This is a genomic window from Polynucleobacter sp. IMCC 29146, from assembly GCF_021395195.1.
Classification (GTDB): domain Bacteria; phylum Pseudomonadota; class Gammaproteobacteria; order Burkholderiales; family Burkholderiaceae; genus Polynucleobacter.
In genome coordinates, this window is the sequence record NZ_JAJVCR010000002.1 from 100943 (window position 1) to 118558 (window position 17616).

Here is a 17616-nt window from a genome sequence, read left to right on the forward strand (position 1 = left end):
GTTTATGAAATTTCTATTCGATTTATTTCCTGTCATTTTATTTTTTATTACTTTTAAATTTGCTGATATTTATGCAGCAACTATTGTGGCGATGGTGGCAACGATCGTGCAAATTCTTTGGGTTTATTATCGCCACCGTAAAATCGATGCCATGCAATGGGCTAGCTTAGTATTGATTGTCGTCTTTGGTGGCCTCACTATCTTCCTACAAAATAAAGTTTTTATTCAACTTAAACCAACCGTTTTATATTGGCTCTTTGCTGCAGTTCTACTTATTAGTGCGCAGTTTTTTAAAAAAAATTGGATTCAAGTTGTCATGGGTAAGCAGGTTACCCTTAAGCCATTGCATGCGAATACCTTGTGGGGTAAGCTTAACTTAGCTTGGGTGCTCTTTTTTTTAGCAATGGGCTTTTTAAATCTGTATGTTGCTTTCCAATTTTCTGAAGATACTTGGGTCAACTTTAAATTATTCGGCAGCACGGGTTTATTAGTTGTTTTCATTATTTTGCAAAGTATTTGGCTTGGCAAGCATATCGAGTCATGACCCCAAATCAATTACGCATCCAACAATTTACTGCCGACCTAGAGGCGGCATTTGTCATAACTAATTTACACATTGAAGATGAAAGCCATATGCATGCGGGGCATGCTGGTGCAGCAAGTGGTGGCGGCCATTTTCGCGTCACTTTAATTGCCCCAGAATTTACCGGTCTATCCCGCGTAGCGCGTCACCGGCTGGTGTATGATGCTTTGCAGAAACACATTCCTACTGAAATTCACGCCTTAGCTATTGTTGCCCTAACCCCAGAAGAAGCCATTTAAGATCATGTCATTTACCCGCTCAAATCCCCCCCTTGCCCTACTCTTTTCCGCCATTTGTCTTGCTTTTGCCATACCCCTAGCGCATGCACAAAATGCTGCAATTGTGAATGGCAAAGCTATTCCCTCGGCACAGCTAGATGCTTTAATTAAAAAATCAGGCCAAGGCGATGATCCTAAAATTCGTGAACAAGGTCGCGAGATGCTCATCACTCGTGAACTCATTTTGCAAGAAGCCGATAAAACTGGGGTTGCGCAACGCCCTGATGTACGCGAACAAATTGAGCAATCCAAGACTGGTGTCCTCGTTGCCGCAGTATTTCAAGAGTACATCGAAAAGGAAGGGGTTACCGAGGCCGATTTAAAGTCAGCTTATGAAAATATGAAAACGCAATACAGCGGCAAGGAATATCACGTCGAACATATTTTGGTCGAAAAAGAAGCCGATGCCAAAGCAATCATTGCTCAAATTAAAGGCGGCGCAAAGTTTGCCGATATTGCTAAAGCAAAATCAAAAGATCCTGGCTCTGCCCCCAATGGCGGCGATTTAGGTTGGGTTGGCGAAAAAGCATTAGTGCCTGAATTTTCTAAGGCCATGGTGGGCTTAAAAAATGGCCAAATGACCGACAAGCCCGTTAAAACTCAATTTGGCTGGCACATTATTAAAGTCGATGAATCGCGCGAAGCAAAAGTGCCTAGCTTTGATGAAGTCAAAGATCAGCTTAAACAAATGATTATTTCAGATGAAGCCTGGCAAAAAGCGCAGTTTGCTGAAATGATGAAAAAACTACGAGCAAAAGCAAAGATTCAATAAACCTTTAGCTTCATTACTGGGGCTGGGCTGTTTAGCTCAGCGGCTGGTTCCTTAGTCAAAAATTGACCTATTTGGCCAGCATCACAAAACCCCGCTTGATTTAGCGTTGCCAGCACCTGTGGCGCAGTAGCTGGTGTACAACTAATTAACAGTCCGCCACTAGTTTGAGGGTCTGTTAACAGGGTCTGTACTTGCGCAGTTGAAAGCCCTTGTTCGTGGCCTACTGCATTGCTAAGCGCTATCTCACCACCGTAGCTTTGCCAATTGCGCAAGCTTGCACCAGTTGAATATCCCTGCTTAAGATAGTCAACTGCCAAAGTAATCAAGGGAATAGCTGCAAAATCAAGTTGTAATATCAAATTAGCTCCCCGAGCCATCTCAAGAGCATGACCTGCCAAACCAAAGCCAGTTACATCGGTCATGGCCGTAACGCCTTGCAACTTCGCAATACTTGCGCCAATACTGTTTAATTGCGTCGTCAAGCGCAGCATTTCAGCATAAGCATCATCACTCAACACCGCATTTTTTAAGGCCGCAGAAAGAATACCAATGCCTAGTGGTTTGGCTAATATTAATTTATCCCCTGCTTTGGCGTTGCAATTTTTACGAACAAACTGAGGATGCGCCAAGCCCATCACCGCTAAGCCGTAAATTGGTTCGGGGGTATCAATTGAATGGCCGCCAGCAATTGTGATGCCCGCAGCAGAGCAAACACTTTGCCCCCCTGCCAGAATTCGCCCAATAGTTTCCGCAGGCAATTTGTCAATCGGCATTCCCACAATGGCTAAAGCCAAAATTGGCTCACCACCCATGGCATAAATATCTGAAAGCGCATTCGTAGCCGCAATACGCCCAAAATCGAAGGGGTCATCAACAATAGGTGTAAAAAAATCAGTGGTAGCTATTAATGCTTGCTGATCATTCAGGAGGTATACCGCTGCATCGTCCGCCGATTCATTCCCAACCAGCAATTTAGGATTGGGCAATGGCAAAGGTACATCACGCAAAATTGTTGCTAATAAACTGGGGGAAATTTTGCACCCACAACCCCCGCCATGGGCATATTCAGTTAATCTAATTGGTGTAGTCATAAACGCAGTATATTGTCTCCTATGATGATCCTCCACACCATGCTACGAGTCGGTAACCTAGCCCGATCGATCGACTTTTATACCCAAGTCATGGGTATGAACCTATTGCGTACAACCGAGCGCCCAGACCAACATTATTCATTGGCTTTTGTAGGCTTTGGTAAAGGTAACGCCGATGGCCAGGCAGAAATTGAACTAACCCATAACCACGGGGTAGAAGGCTATGAAATGGGCACGGCCTATGGCCACATTGCCATCGAAGTACCAGATGCCTATGGTGCCTGCGAAAAAATTAAAGCCGCTGGCGGGGTCATTACCCGCGAAGCTGGGCCCGTAAAAGGAGGTGCTACAGTAATCGCATTTGTAGTAGACCCCGATGGCTACAAAATAGAGTTAATTCAGCGCTGAGAATTCGGGCCTAATCAGGCCTGAGCCAGAACCCAAGCAAACAAAATTTAGCGCCAACCTTTTAATTCCATGCAGTTAATCCATTGCTTATGATGAATTCCCGAGTTTTGCTCGGGATAAGCCAATTGACAATCAGCAATGTCCTGATTAAACGTCTTCGCATTATTTTTAGATGTATCTAAGTTTTGCGTTGGTATTTTGGCGCATGCTACCAAAACCAATGCTGAAAAGAGTAGGCTAAAAATTAATTTCATATTAATCCTAGATTTTTTTATTACTAACTGTAATGCACTGCCCAGTAAAGCGTTGCTCGCTAGTGTATTCACCCCGCTTCATCAAGCTATATTCATTTAGTACGCCAGTAGTACGATTGTATTTCACTTTAAAGTCGTGTTCATCGTATGAGGCAGTGCTAATTTCTTCGCATTCAATCTGCTCTGCAGACCAAATTTGGCATGGTATTGAGCCCTTGGCCTTCTTATCAATAAATTCAAACGTTTGACGCTTTACTTTCTCAGCCTCAGCCGTTTGATTATTTGCCGTGTAGTAATTTTTAATCAAATAGTCGCCAGTACATAAAAGGCGAAAGCTACCCTCTTCTTTTTTACATGCCGTTAAAAGCAGCATGATACTAAGCAATAAGTAACTGCAAAAAGAATAAATATTTTTAATTGAATAGCCTTTAAAATTTTAAAAGAATCCCCCTCTGACATGCATATAGGGTAAACCTGAATGTAATATGGTATTTATTAGACTAGAGTGGGGCATGTTAACTAACAAGCGATTATAAATCGTTCAATAATGAAATCAATTTATTGTCGCTTTATGTTGCAAATTTTATGCAGTATTGGCGTTTCCATTAGTATTATTTCTTGTGGTGGTGATAATAATACTTCGAGTACCGCGCCGACAAACAACCGTAATATGAACTATGAAAGCGTGGTATTAGCAGCAAATTCACTTAGTGTAACGATAGCAGAGGGTCTAAATGGTCAATCTAATATTCCCTTCGTAAGCGTTACTATTTGCGACCCAGGCACATATAACTGCAAAACTATTCATAATATTATGCTCGATACTGGATCTCAGGGTTTACGCATTTTTGCTTCGGCAGTGAAGTCGCTCAATTTGGGATTACCATCACCAAATATTTATGAATGCGCTCTTTTTGGCTCTGGTGTTACATGGGGTGCCGTAAAAGTTGCAGATATACGTATGGCAGGTGAATTAGCGAGCTCAATGGCAATACAGGTCATTGATGATAGCAATAATGGCATTGTTCCTAGTGCATGTAGCAATGGGCAACCTACCAATCAAACTCCAGCCGTCATGGGCGCAAATGGTCTCCTTGGTGTCTCTACCTCTTTGTATGATGGGGGCACTTACTTTAATTGCATTCCCAGTACAGCAAATTATTGTCAAATTTACCCACCACCAAATTTTCAAATTCAAAATCCAATTGCTGCCTTTGCGGTAAACAATAATGGGCTTTTAATACGCTTGCCGCAAATAAGTGCATTTGGTGCAACTACGGTAACGGGCTCTGTGATTTTTGGCATTGACACCCAAGTTAATAATTCATCAAACGGGGCAAATTTTCTTCCTGCAAATAGTATTGGAAACTTTACAACTATTTTTAACAATGTTGCTTACCCACAAAGCTACATTGATAGCGGAACAAATTACCTTGTATTTTCAGGTGAAAATAATAGTAGCGAATTACCAATCTGCAGCGCAAATATCTTTGCGGCCCTTTATTGCCCTACCAGTACCAAAAATTTTACTGCTACGATGGCCTTAAAAAACAATGCTACAAGTGCTGTAAGTTTTTCTGTTGCAAGCGCTAATCTTGGCGCTACTTACAACGCATTTAATAATATAGCTGGCCCTCCTACAGTCATACCGGGAAACCAATCATTTGTCTGGGGCTTGCCCTTCTTCTTTGGCCGCACCGTGTATGTTGGCATATCTGATAAAACAAGTAATGCAGGTACTGGCCCCTACTTTGCTTATACCGATAATTAATCTTAAAAATTAATATTAAGCTGTTTTAGAAGTGCTAACAGAATTTCTTTTAGCCATTATTAAATCTTGGAGCTAAGTCAAAACTTAAAATTAGAATGAGCGGTTGCTAGTGGTTGCGCAAAATTTAGAAAAAACTAGAATCCAGGCCCGTCTTAATTCATTAATATCGACATTATTTGGCTTGGGAATATTTTTTTCTACAAATGAACTAATTGCACTATTTGGCGCTGCGTCACAGAAGCTTCGAGCTGCAACGCTCACTAAAACAAATACTATTAAAATTGAAACTATCATCCATATCAGTTTTTTGCTCATTTTAATATTATAAAGGAAATTAGCGCTCTTAATAATTTTATCGATATGATGCTGAGATACAAACAATAATAATATCTGGATTAAATCTAGTTGAATAAGTCGATTTTTACTATTGCGGCATGCAGCGTATTTAGCATATATGTAAGCAAAGCCAGTGCGCAGTCAGGCGTAGCAATTTATGGCATTGTCGATGTGGGTTATATTAATATAAAGACTAACGGCACCACCATTATTCCTGACGAAGCTAGCAATACCGTGGTGTTTGGTAACTCAGCACAACAGACCAGCCGCTTGGGATTTAAAGGCACTGAAGATTTAGGCGGCGGTGTCTTTGCTTTTTTTACCCTTGAAACAGATATGCAGCCTGCCAATGCCTTCCTTTCGCGCTGGCAAGATCGTCAGAGTTTTCTTGGTCTGGGTATGGTAAGTTTGGGCCAATTTGCAATTGGTACCCAAAACACCCCAATTTATAACCAATTAGCTGCTACCGATGTGGGGCATACCAACAATACCCCTGGATCGGCTGTTTATCCTATTTATTCCTCAGGTGGTAGTCGCGCAACTGGCACATTCGATGATAATGCTGGCGTTGGTGGAGTTAGCGTTGCTTTTACCACGAGAACACACTCAACCTTATCATTTAAAACCGCAGATGTATCTGGTCTTACACTAGCTGGAATCACTATTATTCGTAGCGATACTTTGAGCGCACAATCAAAAACTGAGCCCGTGCCGATTAAAAATAGTACCAGTGGCTGGGGGATTTCCGGACAATATATTCAAGAGAAATTTTATCTAGGGGTAGCATATCAGGCACTTAAATCACAAAATCTAGGTTACGGTTGCGCGCAGCCTGGCGCCTGTCCATCTACTGCATTTACACCAGATCCGAAGGTTTGGGCTTGGGCAGAAGGAGGTGTAAATACTCAAGATAACCAATATTACGCTGGAGCAACTTATGACTTTGGCTATTTTAAAACTTATTTGCAATTTGTTAATCGTAAGGTCACCAATCTGCTTGATGCTTCATATACCCTTTCAAGGTCTGCGCAACAAATTGGGCTTAGGGGGTTTTTTACTAGCAATATTGAAAGCTGGGCCAATATTGGTAATGGGCAATACACTACCTACGGAATTAATAGCCCCTCTTCAAAAATAAATGCTTGGCAAATTGGCGCCAATTATTACCTTAGTAAACGCACTAATTTATATGCTATTTATGGCATTGATAAAGGAGGAGCGACCAGCATTTATTCCGCAACTAGCGTTAGTTCATTTGCCAGTGGAGTGCGAGTTCAATTTTAGTAAACAATGTAAGCTGATAGTTACAGGCGAACTTTGCCCTTGGGGAGATCAGAATTGACGGCAAATGAATATATTTATTTAAGCCCACCGGCCGAACTTAAGGCCGCAGTTAAATCTACTTGACCCTTACCGTAGATTACTGGATCCCAACCTGGTTTAAGAACTGCGGTATTTAAGATCGCAGCTGCAATTTGTTCGCCAGTAGCATTCGGATATTTTTGCTTAATAATTGCCGCATATCCTGCAACTCTTGGGGCTGAATAGGAGGTTCCTGAATAAGGGGTGGTTGATGTTCCGTAGTCGACTACAAACCGGTCCGCTGCTGCTCCTGCTGTTGAAGAATAAGACGCAATATTTCCATTAGTTCCTATGCGCCAACTAGAATTAAATTACTTTTATAGGCGGAGTTATAAAGTGCCGCAGTCTCACTTTTATTTAAAGTTGGCTGACCATCATTGCCCGCTGCCATCGTAACTACGATACTAGGAACTGTGGTGGGGGCGGTTATCGCGGTACTAGAGGTTCCAGTTGTATATGCACTGAGATTGAGCGTTTGACCATTACTCATCCCAGCTAATGTGTTTGAGATTATTCCAATCCAATTTGAGGTGCTGACGGTTGCCGCGTAAGTTACAGGTACCAAGGTTGCATAAGTTGCTACTCCACCGGATCCAGCAATAATTCCATTTGTGACCGTTTGATGTGATGCTCCGTCAGGATTAGAATGCGTTGACCAATCTAAATTTAAAGCAGTAGAACCTTGACCTGTATACCCTGCAAGATATGCTGCTTGAACTGCTGCAGTTTGATAAATTGAACAACATCCTGCTGGAAGTGAAGCACTTGACGATGAACTGCTCGTTGATGAACTATCACCTCCACCGCCTCCACAAGCAGCTAGTAATAGTGATATAAATGTAAGCAGCGCGTACACAAGGCGCTTTGTCATATAAACCTTTCTAAAATTTAGACTTGTTTAGCAATATTACCCCCCCCCGCTTGTTTTTTGCTCAATTTAGAAGTGGCGATGTTGCTATAAACCGACTTTTCTATGGTCAGGAAACTGCACAGAGGGTTAGCCCTTGAACAAATTACTACGTATAGGCTGGCTTAGTGAAGTGGTCGATAAAGGCTGGTGGGGGTATGGTGGGGTCTGGGTTATCCACAACTGGCTTTGTAGAAAAATGAATGGAGAAGTAGTCCGGTATCGAGGCGCCCCTTTAACGAAATTACAAGCCTAAATTTTCTACTGTAAACCATTAAAATACTCATAAATAGGTCATTAAAATACTTAAAGACTCATTTATGATTCATATTTATTGACCTATAGCGCATAAACAGGTATATTAACGCCTCATACTCAACAAAATGCATGAGGCAACTATGCGCGTAGATCAACAACTGACCCTAGCATCAAAGCAACTTGGCCAATCCGCTGAAATAGCGCAATGCCTTGTTTCTTTGCGTCTTGCGCGTCGTGTTCGCCAAAGTGAAGCAGCAGTCCGTGCCGGCCTATCGCGCGCTACTGCACAGCGCATTGAAAAGGGTGATCCTGGTGTAGCCATTGGCGCGCTCCTGCGTTACTTAGATGCAATCGCTCCAGGCATGAACTTGTTGCAACTCTTAAGCGGAGATGATCCTGCGATCATTGCTTTAGAGCGTCGCTCACGTCCACAACGCGTGCGTGATTTAAGTGCAGCGGAAATGAAAGCGCTTGATTTCTGATGGCAAATACCACTAAAGATCTTTTTGTCTTTGCCAATCTTGATGGTGAATTTGTGCCAGCAGGACAACTGCAAATAGATGAAGAAGGCTCAAGACTCATTGCCTCTTCATTTGCTTATGGCTTGCGCTATTTAGATAAGAGCAACGCGCAAGAAGTGGATCCAGTCGCTCTTAGTCTTAAGAATAAAAGTGAGATCAAAGGCAAACGCCTCGTTCCACCTAACGGTTTAGAATCTTTTGGTGGAATTCGGGATGCTGCCCCTGATTCGTGGGGAAGAAGAGTGATTGAAGCTAGGCTTAAGGTCCCGCCCAATAGTCTTCCAGAGTCAACCTATCTACTCGAAGCAGGCAGTGATCGTGTGGGGGCTTTGGATATTCGATCTTCCTTAGATCAAGAGGAGCGCCCTGCTCATGAAAGCATTCACAATCTATCTTACATACTAGAAGGCGCACAAAAAATTGAGGCAGGTTTGCCATTATCAGAAGCGTTATCCAGAATTTTGATTGTGGGTAGCGGCCTTGGGGGCATGCGTCCTAAGGCAAGTGTGCGCGATGATGAAAACATTTTATGGATGGCCAAGTTCCCAGGTAACACTGATGGAGTCTTAGATGTACCAAGCATTGAATACGCCACACTCAAACTTGCGCAGTTAGCCGGTCTTAATGTAGCGCAAACTCAATTAGAACAAGTTGGCAAGAAAAAAGTGTTGATGGTCAAACGCTTTGATCGCTCTTGGACTGCTTTTGCTCGGCCAGTAGAAATTCGTCATCATATCGTTAGCGCCCTCACCTTAGTTGCCTGTCACGAATCAGAATCCAATACAAAAAGCTATATGGATATCGCAGATGCCATCCGCAGATATTGCGTGGTTCAAACAGTCAAAGCTGATATTGAAGAACTATATGCACGCATGATCTTTAATATTTTTGTTAGTAACGATGATGATCATCTACGCAATCATGCATTCTTATGGAGCCATGCGCTTAAAGGCTGGAGCCTGAGTCCACTCTATGACGTGATGCCTCATGCAGTCATTGCAAGTGAGCGTTATCAACATCTAGGTGTTGGACCACAAGGTAAATTAGCAACACTCGATAATGCCTATGGTGCCAAAGAGCGCTTTGGCCTATCTGCGCAGCAAGCAAGCTCCATTATCGATCGTGTATGGCGAGTAACCAGACAATGGAAAACACACTTTGAAAGCCTTGGAATTGCTGCAGATCAAATCGATGGAATCTTTCTAGCCTTTAGGCATATCGATGATATTTGCAGCACTGAATTAATCAAGATCTTAGCCAAAAACTAAGCGCTTATCGCGAGAGCATTGATCCCACAGTGCAATAAGAGATTCATAGCTTCAATTGCATTAGCCACCTATCTGCAACCACATACTGTTTGGGTGGTAAGCGTACTGGTAAGCGGGAGTAATAAAGAAAAAGCCCCAGTTACGGGGCTAAGTCTTTGTTGTATAAAGCAGAAAGTAGAAAGTTTGCCAAAGTACTGGCGGAGACGAGAGGATTCGAACCTCCGATCAGAGTTTTAGCCCCGATGCTCCCTTAGCAGGGGAGTGCCTTCGACCAGCTCGGCCACGTCTCCGTATTCAGTCACAAAAATTACAACAGCCGCTAGTTTAACGGAGTGTTGGTAAAACAGCCAAATGTGGCCTCAGTGGCCTTCAACAGCCTCTTAACCAAAGTAAAACTAAGCCTGATCTAACTCAAATGATTTGTGCAAAGCCCGCACGGCTAATTCCATGTATTTTTCATCAACCACCACCGAAATTTTAATTTCACTAGTAGAGATCATTAGGATATTAATACCCTCTTCCGAAAGCGTACGGAACATTTTACTGGCAACCCCAACATGCGAACGCATGCCAACGCCCACTACCGACACCTTGGAAACTTTGGGATCACCAGTAATTTCTTTGGCGCCGATATGCGCCTGTACTGAGTTTTTTAGTAAATCAATCGCTTTTTGATATTCAGCCCTCGGTACTGTAAAAGTGAAGTCAGTTTTACCATCAACCGATTGATTTTGAATAATCATGTCAACATCAATATTCGCATCGGCAATAGGGCCTAAAATTTGATACGCAATACCAGGACGATCGGGCACACTTAAGACAGTAATTTTGGCTTCATCGCGTGCAAATGCAATACCCGAAATAACGGCGGCTTCCATGGTGCTGTCCTCTTCAAATGTAATTAATGTACCCGACTTCATTTCTTGTTCAAGCGCAATTAAGGGGTCTGTCAAGGAAGACAAAACCCGAGTTTTAACTTGGTACTTGCCAGCAAATTCAACAGAACGAATTTGCAATACCTTCGAACCTAAGCTTGCCATTTCCAGCATTTCTTCAAAGGTAATTTTATCGAGGCGGCGTGCATCTTCGCAAACTCGGGGGTCGGTTGTATAGACCCCATCAACATCGGTATAAATTAAACATTCTTCTGCCTTCAGTGCCGCAGCCACTGCTACCGCGGAAGTATCAGAGCCACCGCGACCTAAAGTAGTGATGTTACCGTGCGGATCGACCCCCTGAAAACCGGTAATCACTACCGCTTTACCTAAATTCAAATCGGCCCGAATTTTTTCATCTTCAATACCCATAATGCGGGCTTTTGTAAAAGCAGAATCAGTATGAATCGTCACTTGCCAGCCTGCATAACTAACCGCATCAATACCTTCACGGTGCAAAGCTAGGGCTAATAAACCCGAGCTCACCTGCTCACCGGTCGAGGCAATTTGATCTAACTCACGCGGATTAGGATTGGGGTGAATATCTTTAGCTAAACCCAACAAGCGATTGGTTTCGCCCGACATAGCCGATGGCACCACCACCACTTGGTGGCCAGCTCGCATCCATTTAGCTACGCGCTTGGCCACATTCTGAATGCGCTCAACCGAGCCCATCGATGTGCCGCCGTACTTGTGAACAATAATTCCCATAAAAGAAGGTAGAAAGCTTGCTTAAAGGCTTTATTTTACAAGGTTTGCAGCGCTCCAGCCAAAGTCTTCAAGCTTGCCACTCGGGCCAAACCCGGTTGCCTGTAGCCACTAAATGCGGATGATTCACCCCAATTCCCGCAACTGCTACGAGTTCATTGGCAATAAAGAGTAAAGGGGCCTGACGTTGCCAGGGCGGAATAGCGTCTTCTTGAAACAAATTTTTCAGCGTTTTAGTCGCGCCACGAGCCGTTTTTTGAAAACGCTCTCCGCCTTTGCGTAAACGGTATTCAATCGCTCCAGTCAGCTGCGCTTCTTGCACCCATGCCGCTGCTAAACCTAATCGCTTACTGCGCAAGGGTACAGGTAAAAAAACCCACTTCCCTGCGAAAGCTTTATCACTATTTTGCTGATTTGATGTGGCCTCATAAATTAATTGTCCACGCCATAAACGAATTTCCCCACCAGCATGCAGGAATTTCAAGCGTGCATCACTGCGTGCGCGTTGTAAGTCTAGCCACCACGATTGCAAACGCTCTAAGGATGGCATTGCTAAACTCAGTTGCAGCAACCAATAACGCACGACATTATTCGCCGCCGAAGCATCCTTTAGATATAAATCCAATAATGGTTTTACTTTTAATCCTGTTGTCAATGGGGCAGTTTTTGAGCTTTGCAAAATTTCCGCGCCGTCTAGTTGCGCTAAGCGCTCTAATAAATGCTGCGAGTCGCTTAACAATTTTGCACTGCGCGCTAAATTTGCAATTGCGCCTGGCTGCACTTGCTCTAGCTTTGGCAGCAGTGAATGACGCACCGCATTGCGGCGATAAACCAAACTACGGTTCGAGGGATCTTCCACCCACTTAAGGCGGTGTTGCTGGGCATAAGCTTCTAATTCTGCGCGCGATAAATCAAGTAACGGTCGCCATAAGGTAATGGGTTTGGTCTGAGTATTGGGCTCTACTTTGGTCATGTTTCGCATCATGGGCATACCCGCCAAACCACGTACCCCTGCACCACGTAGTAATTGCAAGAGCACGGTTTCGGCTTGATCATTTTGATGATGGGCGAGCAATAAGTCACTTACCCCATGCACCGCGCATAAATCAGCTAAAGCTTCATAACGGGCCAGACGGGCTTCTGCCTCATTGGTATTTGCAGGCAATTGCAATAAACGGAAGTCGAAATGAACTTTTTTACGCTGCGCAGCTAGGGCACAAAAATCTAGCCAAGCATCAGCTGATTTTTGCAAGCCATGGTGAATATGAAAAACCCATATTGGAATTGATGTGCCCTTCTTATCAGTCTTCAAAGCAGCAAGATTGCGTATGACTGCATCAAATAGCACCATGGAGTCGAGCCCACCACTTAAAGCAATGCCAATCACTGTATCTTGGCTGCGCGGTAGTTGAGGCTTGATAACCTGACTACTACGTCGGCTAGGTGGCTTTGGGTTCAGCTTCCTTGAATTTGCCATAGCTCATTAAACGCTCATGCCGACGCTCGAGAAGTTCTTTTTTTCCCATTGATTCAAAAATCTTTAAAGATTCACTTAAAGCTTTACGCATGGCCGTCATCATGTTTTCATAATCACGATGAGCGCCACCTACCGGTTCGCTCACAATCCGATCAATTAAGCCTAGGGCCTTGAGGCGTTGCGCTGTAAGGGCTAATTGCTCAGCAGCTTCAGGGGCTTTCTCAGCCGTTTTCCATAATATAGAAGCGCAGCCTTCTGGTGAAATTACCGAATAAGTTGAATATTGCAACATCAAAACTACATCACCCATGGCAATCGCTAAAGCCCCTCCCGATCCGCCCTCGCCAATAATGGTAGAAATAATTGGCACCGTTAACTCAGCTTGGGTATATAAATTTCTGCCAATCGCCTCCGATTGATTGCGCTCTTCGGCATCAATACCAGGGAAAGCGCCTGGCGTATCAACAAATGTAAATACTGGTAATTTAAATTTTTCGGCTAAGCGCATTAAGCGCATGGCTTTGCGATAGCCTTCGGGCTTACTCATGCCAAAATTACGTAAAGCCCGTTCTTTTGTATCGCGGCCTTTTTGATGACCAATAATCAGACAAGCGGTGTCATTAAAGCGCCCTAAGCCGCCAATAATCGATTTGTCGTCGGCAAAGGTGCGGTCGCCATGTAGCTCCCGAAAATCGGTAAATAAGGCGTTGATATAGTCTAAAGTATAGGGTCGTTGGGGATGCCGGGCCACTTGGGATACTTGCCAAGGGCTTAAATTGGCATAAATATCTTTAGTGAGTTGCTGGCTTTTTTCAGCTAGCGTTTTAATTTCGGCTGAAATATCAACAGCTGACTCATCTTGCACAAAACGCAATTCTTCAATTTTGGCTTCTAACTCACCAATCGATTGTTCAAAGTCTAAAAAAGTGATTTTCATTGCTGAATTCTAATATTCCACGGGAATTGGGTCGATACTGCGCCACATATACCAAGTAGCTACTGTACGCCATGGCGCCCAGTTTTCGCCTACCTCGCGCATTTCATGGCGACTAACAGGCTCGCCACTGAAATAATTTAAGGAAATTGCCCGAATTAAGCCCACATCATCTAAAGGCAATACATTGGGCCGAATCAGATTAAACATCAAAAACATTTCTGCAGTCCACCGCCCAATTCCCCGAATATCGGTTAATTCCCGAATCACGCTTTCATCATCCATTGCTTGCCATTGTTTGGCATGTAAACGCCCCTCATGAAAATGACTGGCTAAATCACGGATGTACTCTACTTTCCGACCTGATAATCCGGCGCTGCGCAAATGCTCACTAGATACAGCTAAAACTTGCGCAGGATTGACCTTTTTTTCTAAATTCGTTACCAACCGATTCCAAACTGCTTGGGCAGCTGCAACCGAAATTTGTTGACCTACAATCGCCCGCGCTAAGGTATTAAAAGCATCACCGCGGGTGACTAAAAATCCAGTACCGTAGCGCGGAATGAGCTTGCGCAAAATACGATCTTGTTGCATTAACTCAGTACAAGCTTGTTGCCAATAATCGGGGGCTGCATCTGCTGCGATTTTTTTTCTAACCGGTAATTTAACTAGATTTTTTTTGAGGGGAGGTATAGCAGTTGCAACTTTAGCAGTACTAGATTGAATTACGCGCGGCGCCATGTGGTTACCCCTCCAGCCTGATCTTCTAGAACTATGCCTTGCGCTAAAAGACGCTGCCGAATCGTATCAGCTTGAGTGAAGTCACGGGCCACTTTGGCGGCGCTTCTTGCGGCAATTTGCGTCTCAATCAACTCTGCACTAAGCCCAGCCGAGTCAGGGTTTTGTTGAACTAAAGTCTCGCCTTGTAAAAATGCTGTGGGATCACCTTGTAAAAAATTCAACACCCCGGCTAAATGATGTAAATGTTGGGCCAAAATTACGCGCTCAGCGCCTTGTGCACGGTTAATCTCGCTTGCTAAATCAAATAGCACAGCAAGGGCTTCGGGCGTATTGAAGTCATCGTTCATGGCGGCGGTAAAACGCATAACCCAAGCGTTGGCTGGGTCACCCAACCCATTCATTTTTTTTGCCACAAAACCGGGGGTTTGTACCAGCGCAGTATATAAACGATTTAAACCCGCCCGCGCCTCTTCTAACTGCGAATCACTAAAGTTAATCGGGCTACGGTAATGCGCTTTAAGCATAAAAAAGCGGATCACCTCGGGATCAAATTGCTCGAGCACATCGCGTATCAGAAAAAAATTGCCAAGAGATTTCGACATTTTTTCTTTATTAACGCGAATATGCCCGTTATGCATCCAATAATTTACAAAAGGGGGATCAAGTGGTTTACGGTTTTGACCGTAGATAGCCCCTTCACTTTGGGCAATTTCATTTTCATGGTGGGGAAATTGCAAATCAGCACCGCCACCATGAATATCAAAATGTTGTCCGAGAAGATCACAAGACATTGCCGAACATTCAATATGCCAGCCGGGTCGTCCTTCCCCCCAAGGGGATTTCCAGCGAGTATCGCTTGGTTCTTCGGGCTTAGCACTTTTCCATAAAACAAAATCAAGTGGATCACGCTTACCGCTGCCAATCGCCACGCGCTCGCCTGCGTTTAAATCATCGATGGCTTTGCCCGAAAGTTGGCCATATTTTGGAAATGAACGCACAGAAAAGTTAATATCGCCATCATCACCTTGATAAGCCAATTGTTGGTCAATGAGACGCGAAATCATGCCCTGCATTGGCGCAATAAAATCGGTTGCTCTTGGTTCATGATTCGGCTGCAATAAGCCTAAATGGTCAGAATCGACATGCATAGCAGTAATAAAACGATTAGTTAAGGCTAAAATAGATTCTTTATTTTCTAGCGCACGTTGGATAATTTTGTCATCAATATCCGTGATATTGCGCACATAATTCACTTCGTATCCCAAGGTCATTAGCCACCGCACTACCATGTCAAACACAATCATCACCCGCGCATGGCCCAGATGGCAATAATCGTAAACCGTCATCCCGCAAACATAGATGCTTACGTGGCGGGGGGTAATCGGCTTAAAGACCTCTTTCGACCGGCTCAGGGTGTTATAGATTTGCAGCATAAAGGCAGCGAAGGTATCGGTTCCGCTAATTTGTTAGACTGCTGAGTATATCGAATGAGCCCACACCTCCCCACCCTTCCTAAAACTCCCTTTTATTGGTACCGCAAAATCCTTTTGCCGGTCTGCGGAACCTTGCTTTTCAATTTAGGGGGTTGTGCCAGTATTAATGGCGATCCAAATGCAACTTATGCAATTCCTCAGGCTACTTTTAATGATGGCCCACCTTCAATGGCCGATTCTGTCGCTGTGCCTTATCAATAAGTTGGCTAGCATGCGTTTATTCTCCTTAGTTAAACGGTTTAAATCTGCTGCAGTGTTGCTTGGCGCAATTTTCTTGAGCGCCTGCACTACCACTCCACCCCCTCCAGTGGTCTCATCTTATAGCCCAACCGCTGGGTTTGATCCGCTAACTGCCCCTATCGCTAATTCAATTGCCGTACCCTACCTGTCGTTCTTAATTATCGAGCCCGATGCCCTTGCAAAAGATGGCATTCCACCCCAAATTGAAAAGCTCGTAAGAGCTAAACAATTTAAAGCAGCGGTTGATCAAATCGACCTAACCTTGATTAAGAACCCACGTAATGTGCAATTGCGTTTTTTGAAGGCGCGCTTACAAATTGAATTACACAATATTCCTGCTGCCAAAAAAACCTTTACTGAAATTACCCAACAATTTCCAGAGTTACCCGAGCCCTACAATAATCTAGCGGCCATTGGGGCTAGCCAAGATCAATGGATTGATGCCCGCGATTATCTTGAATTAGCGCTGAAGCTGCGTCCAGATTACGTTACTGCCCTGTCAAACTCAGGTGATATTTATATTCGTTTAGCCGCTAAAAACTATGAAGCAGCCGCGAAATTACAACCCAATATTCGGGAAAATGCGCGTCGTAATAAAGCCTTGCAAGAAATTCTGAAGCCGCCCGTTGTCAAAGTGCCCCAAGCTGCGGCAGCAGCAAAACCGGCCACCACCCCAACAACTTCAGTTGCGCCAGCAACATCACCATCAGTTACTGCAGCACCCGTCACTTCAACCCCTAACCTTCTAGAAAGTACACCAAGCAATGGCCAAAGTTCTTCTCAAAACAAATAAAGGCGATATCACCTTATCTCTCGATGCTGCTAAAGCGCCAAAAACCGTGGCGAATTTTTTACAATATGTAAAAAGTGGGCATTATGATGGCACTATATTTCATCGCGTTATCGATAATTTCATGATTCAAGGCGGTGGCATGACCACTGGCCTAAAACAAAAATCAACCTTGGCTGAAATTGAAAACGAAGCAAATAATGGCTTAAAAAATCTGCGCAGCACTGTGGCAATGGCCCGCACCAACGAGCCCCACTCGGCATCATCGCAATTTTTTATCAATTTGAATGACAATGATTTCTTAAACCATACTGCACCCAATGCGCAAGGCTGGGGTTATGCAGTCTTTGGCGAAGTTTGTGACGGCATGGATGTCGTTGATGCCATTCGCAAAGTCAAAACCGGTACCGCTGGTTTTCATCAAGATGTACCCACCGAAGATGTCACGATTGAAAAAGCCACGGTTTTAGAAGACTAATTCACGAGCTA

Annotated in this window: 21 protein-coding genes and 1 tRNA gene; 11 read left to right on the plus strand and 11 right to left on the minus strand. The window is 44.0% G+C overall.

Annotated elements, in window-relative coordinates:
- The first annotated feature begins 4 nt into the window (after nt 1-4).
- The 3 genes from LZT22_RS02475 to LZT22_RS02485 are packed head-to-tail and all read left to right on the plus strand — an operon-like array spanning nt 5 to nt 1633.
- A complete protein-coding gene (locus tag LZT22_RS02475; RefSeq protein WP_233923471.1) occupies nt 5-544 on the plus strand; it encodes a septation protein A in 540 nt (179 codons plus the stop codon).
- Nucleotides 541-822: a BolA family transcriptional regulator gene (locus LZT22_RS02480; RefSeq protein ID WP_233923472.1), complete on the plus strand. Its 282-nt coding sequence runs from the start codon at nt 541-543 to the stop codon at nt 820-822. Before LZT22_RS02475 ends, LZT22_RS02480 begins: the two co-directional genes overlap by 4 nt.
- Nucleotides 823-826: 4 nt before the next feature.
- Nucleotides 827-1633, plus strand: coding sequence for a peptidylprolyl isomerase (locus LZT22_RS02485; RefSeq protein WP_233923473.1), 807 nt, complete (start codon nt 827-829; stop codon nt 1631-1633).
- Here the strand turns inward: LZT22_RS02485 and selD are convergent.
- Nucleotides 1627-2724, minus strand: a complete 1098-nt coding sequence (selD, locus tag LZT22_RS02490; protein ID WP_233923474.1) for a selenide, water dikinase SelD — start codon at nt 2722-2724, stop codon at nt 1627-1629. The two genes, LZT22_RS02485 and selD, sit on opposite strands and share 7 nt — an antisense overlap.
- 21 nt (nt 2725-2745) lie before the next feature.
- On the opposite strand from selD, the gene gloA reads away from it, so the two are divergent.
- On the plus strand, nt 2746-3132 hold the full coding sequence (gloA, locus tag LZT22_RS02495; RefSeq protein ID WP_233923475.1) for a lactoylglutathione lyase: 387 nt from the start codon (nt 2746-2748) through the stop codon (nt 3130-3132).
- A gap of 47 nt (nt 3133-3179) precedes the next feature.
- Here gloA and LZT22_RS02500 read toward each other — a convergent pair whose 3' ends face one another.
- Complete coding sequence (locus LZT22_RS02500; protein ID WP_233923476.1) at nt 3180-3386, minus strand: hypothetical protein; 207 nt, start codon at nt 3384-3386, stop codon at nt 3180-3182.
- A 7-nt stretch (nt 3387-3393) separates the two neighbouring features.
- Nucleotides 3394-3759, minus strand: coding sequence for a hypothetical protein (locus tag LZT22_RS02505; protein WP_233923477.1), 366 nt, complete (start codon nt 3757-3759; stop codon nt 3394-3396).
- A 174-nt stretch (nt 3760-3933) separates the two neighbouring features.
- Between LZT22_RS02505 and LZT22_RS02510 the strand changes: the two genes are divergently transcribed.
- Nucleotides 3934-5157: a DUF3443 family protein gene (locus tag LZT22_RS02510; RefSeq protein WP_233923478.1), complete on the plus strand. Its 1224-nt coding sequence runs from the start codon at nt 3934-3936 to the stop codon at nt 5155-5157.
- A gap of 405 nt (nt 5158-5562) precedes the next feature.
- Nucleotides 5563-6777: a porin gene (locus LZT22_RS02515; protein WP_233923479.1), complete on the plus strand. Its 1215-nt coding sequence runs from the start codon at nt 5563-5565 to the stop codon at nt 6775-6777.
- A 74-nt stretch (nt 6778-6851) separates the two neighbouring features.
- On the opposite strand, the gene LZT22_RS12745 is transcribed toward LZT22_RS02515, so the two are convergent.
- Entirely contained in the window at nt 6852-7148 is a 297-nt protein-coding gene (locus LZT22_RS12745; RefSeq protein WP_370635184.1) for a S8 family serine peptidase, read from the minus strand.
- Complete coding sequence (locus LZT22_RS02520; protein ID WP_233923480.1) at nt 7145-7726, minus strand: hypothetical protein; 582 nt, start codon at nt 7724-7726, stop codon at nt 7145-7147. The genes LZT22_RS12745 and LZT22_RS02520 overlap by 4 nt, the downstream gene beginning before the upstream one ends.
- Before the next feature lie 419 nt (nt 7727-8145).
- Here LZT22_RS02520 and LZT22_RS02525 point away from each other — a divergent pair, with 419 nt between their 5' ends.
- Together LZT22_RS02525 and LZT22_RS02530 are read left to right on the plus strand one after the other, a co-directional pair.
- Nucleotides 8146-8502, plus strand: coding sequence for a helix-turn-helix domain-containing protein (locus tag LZT22_RS02525; RefSeq protein WP_233923481.1), 357 nt, complete (start codon nt 8146-8148; stop codon nt 8500-8502).
- Nucleotides 8502-9809, plus strand: a complete 1308-nt coding sequence (locus LZT22_RS02530) for a type II toxin-antitoxin system HipA family toxin (RefSeq protein ID WP_233923482.1) — start codon at nt 8502-8504, stop codon at nt 9807-9809. Before LZT22_RS02525 ends, LZT22_RS02530 begins: the two co-directional genes overlap by 1 nt.
- A 195-nt stretch (nt 9810-10004) precedes the next feature.
- Here the strand turns inward: LZT22_RS02530 and LZT22_RS02535 are convergent.
- From LZT22_RS02535 to cysS, 6 genes are all read right to left on the minus strand, one after another.
- Nucleotides 10005-10099 (minus strand) — tRNA-Ser (locus LZT22_RS02535).
- 105 nt (nt 10100-10204) lie between these two features.
- On the minus strand, nt 10205-11455 hold the full coding sequence (locus LZT22_RS02540; RefSeq protein ID WP_233923483.1) for an aspartate kinase: 1251 nt from the start codon (nt 11453-11455) through the stop codon (nt 10205-10207).
- A gap of 67 nt (nt 11456-11522) precedes the next feature.
- Complete coding sequence (gene tilS / locus LZT22_RS02545) at nt 11523-12929, minus strand: tRNA lysidine(34) synthetase TilS (RefSeq protein WP_233923484.1); 1407 nt, start codon at nt 12927-12929, stop codon at nt 11523-11525.
- A complete protein-coding gene (locus LZT22_RS02550; RefSeq protein ID WP_233923485.1) occupies nt 12892-13866 on the minus strand; it encodes an acetyl-CoA carboxylase carboxyltransferase subunit alpha in 975 nt (324 codons plus the stop codon). Before LZT22_RS02550 ends, tilS begins: the two co-directional genes overlap by 38 nt.
- Before the next feature lie 9 nt (nt 13867-13875).
- Complete coding sequence (locus LZT22_RS02555) at nt 13876-14604, minus strand: DNA-3-methyladenine glycosylase (protein ID WP_233923486.1); 729 nt, start codon at nt 14602-14604, stop codon at nt 13876-13878.
- On the minus strand, nt 14589-16037 hold the full coding sequence (gene cysS / locus LZT22_RS02560) for a cysteine--tRNA ligase (protein WP_233923487.1): 1449 nt from the start codon (nt 16035-16037) through the stop codon (nt 14589-14591). The genes LZT22_RS02555 and cysS overlap by 16 nt, the downstream gene beginning before the upstream one ends.
- A gap of 54 nt (nt 16038-16091) precedes the next feature.
- Here cysS and LZT22_RS02565 point away from each other — a divergent pair, with 54 nt between their 5' ends.
- Genes LZT22_RS02565 through LZT22_RS02575 form a run of 3 tightly spaced genes read left to right on the plus strand, consistent with a single transcriptional unit; the run spans nt 16092 to nt 17605 of the window.
- Nucleotides 16092-16298 (plus strand): hypothetical protein, encoded by a 207-nt coding sequence (locus tag LZT22_RS02565; protein WP_233923488.1) that lies wholly within the window; start codon nt 16092-16094, stop codon nt 16296-16298.
- A gap of 10 nt (nt 16299-16308) precedes the next feature.
- On the plus strand, nt 16309-17130 hold the full coding sequence (locus tag LZT22_RS02570; RefSeq protein ID WP_233923489.1) for a tetratricopeptide repeat protein: 822 nt from the start codon (nt 16309-16311) through the stop codon (nt 17128-17130).
- Nucleotides 17102-17605, plus strand: coding sequence for a peptidylprolyl isomerase (locus tag LZT22_RS02575; protein ID WP_233923490.1), 504 nt, complete (start codon nt 17102-17104; stop codon nt 17603-17605). Before LZT22_RS02570 ends, LZT22_RS02575 begins: the two co-directional genes overlap by 29 nt.
- Nucleotides 17606-17616 lie beyond the last annotated feature (11 nt).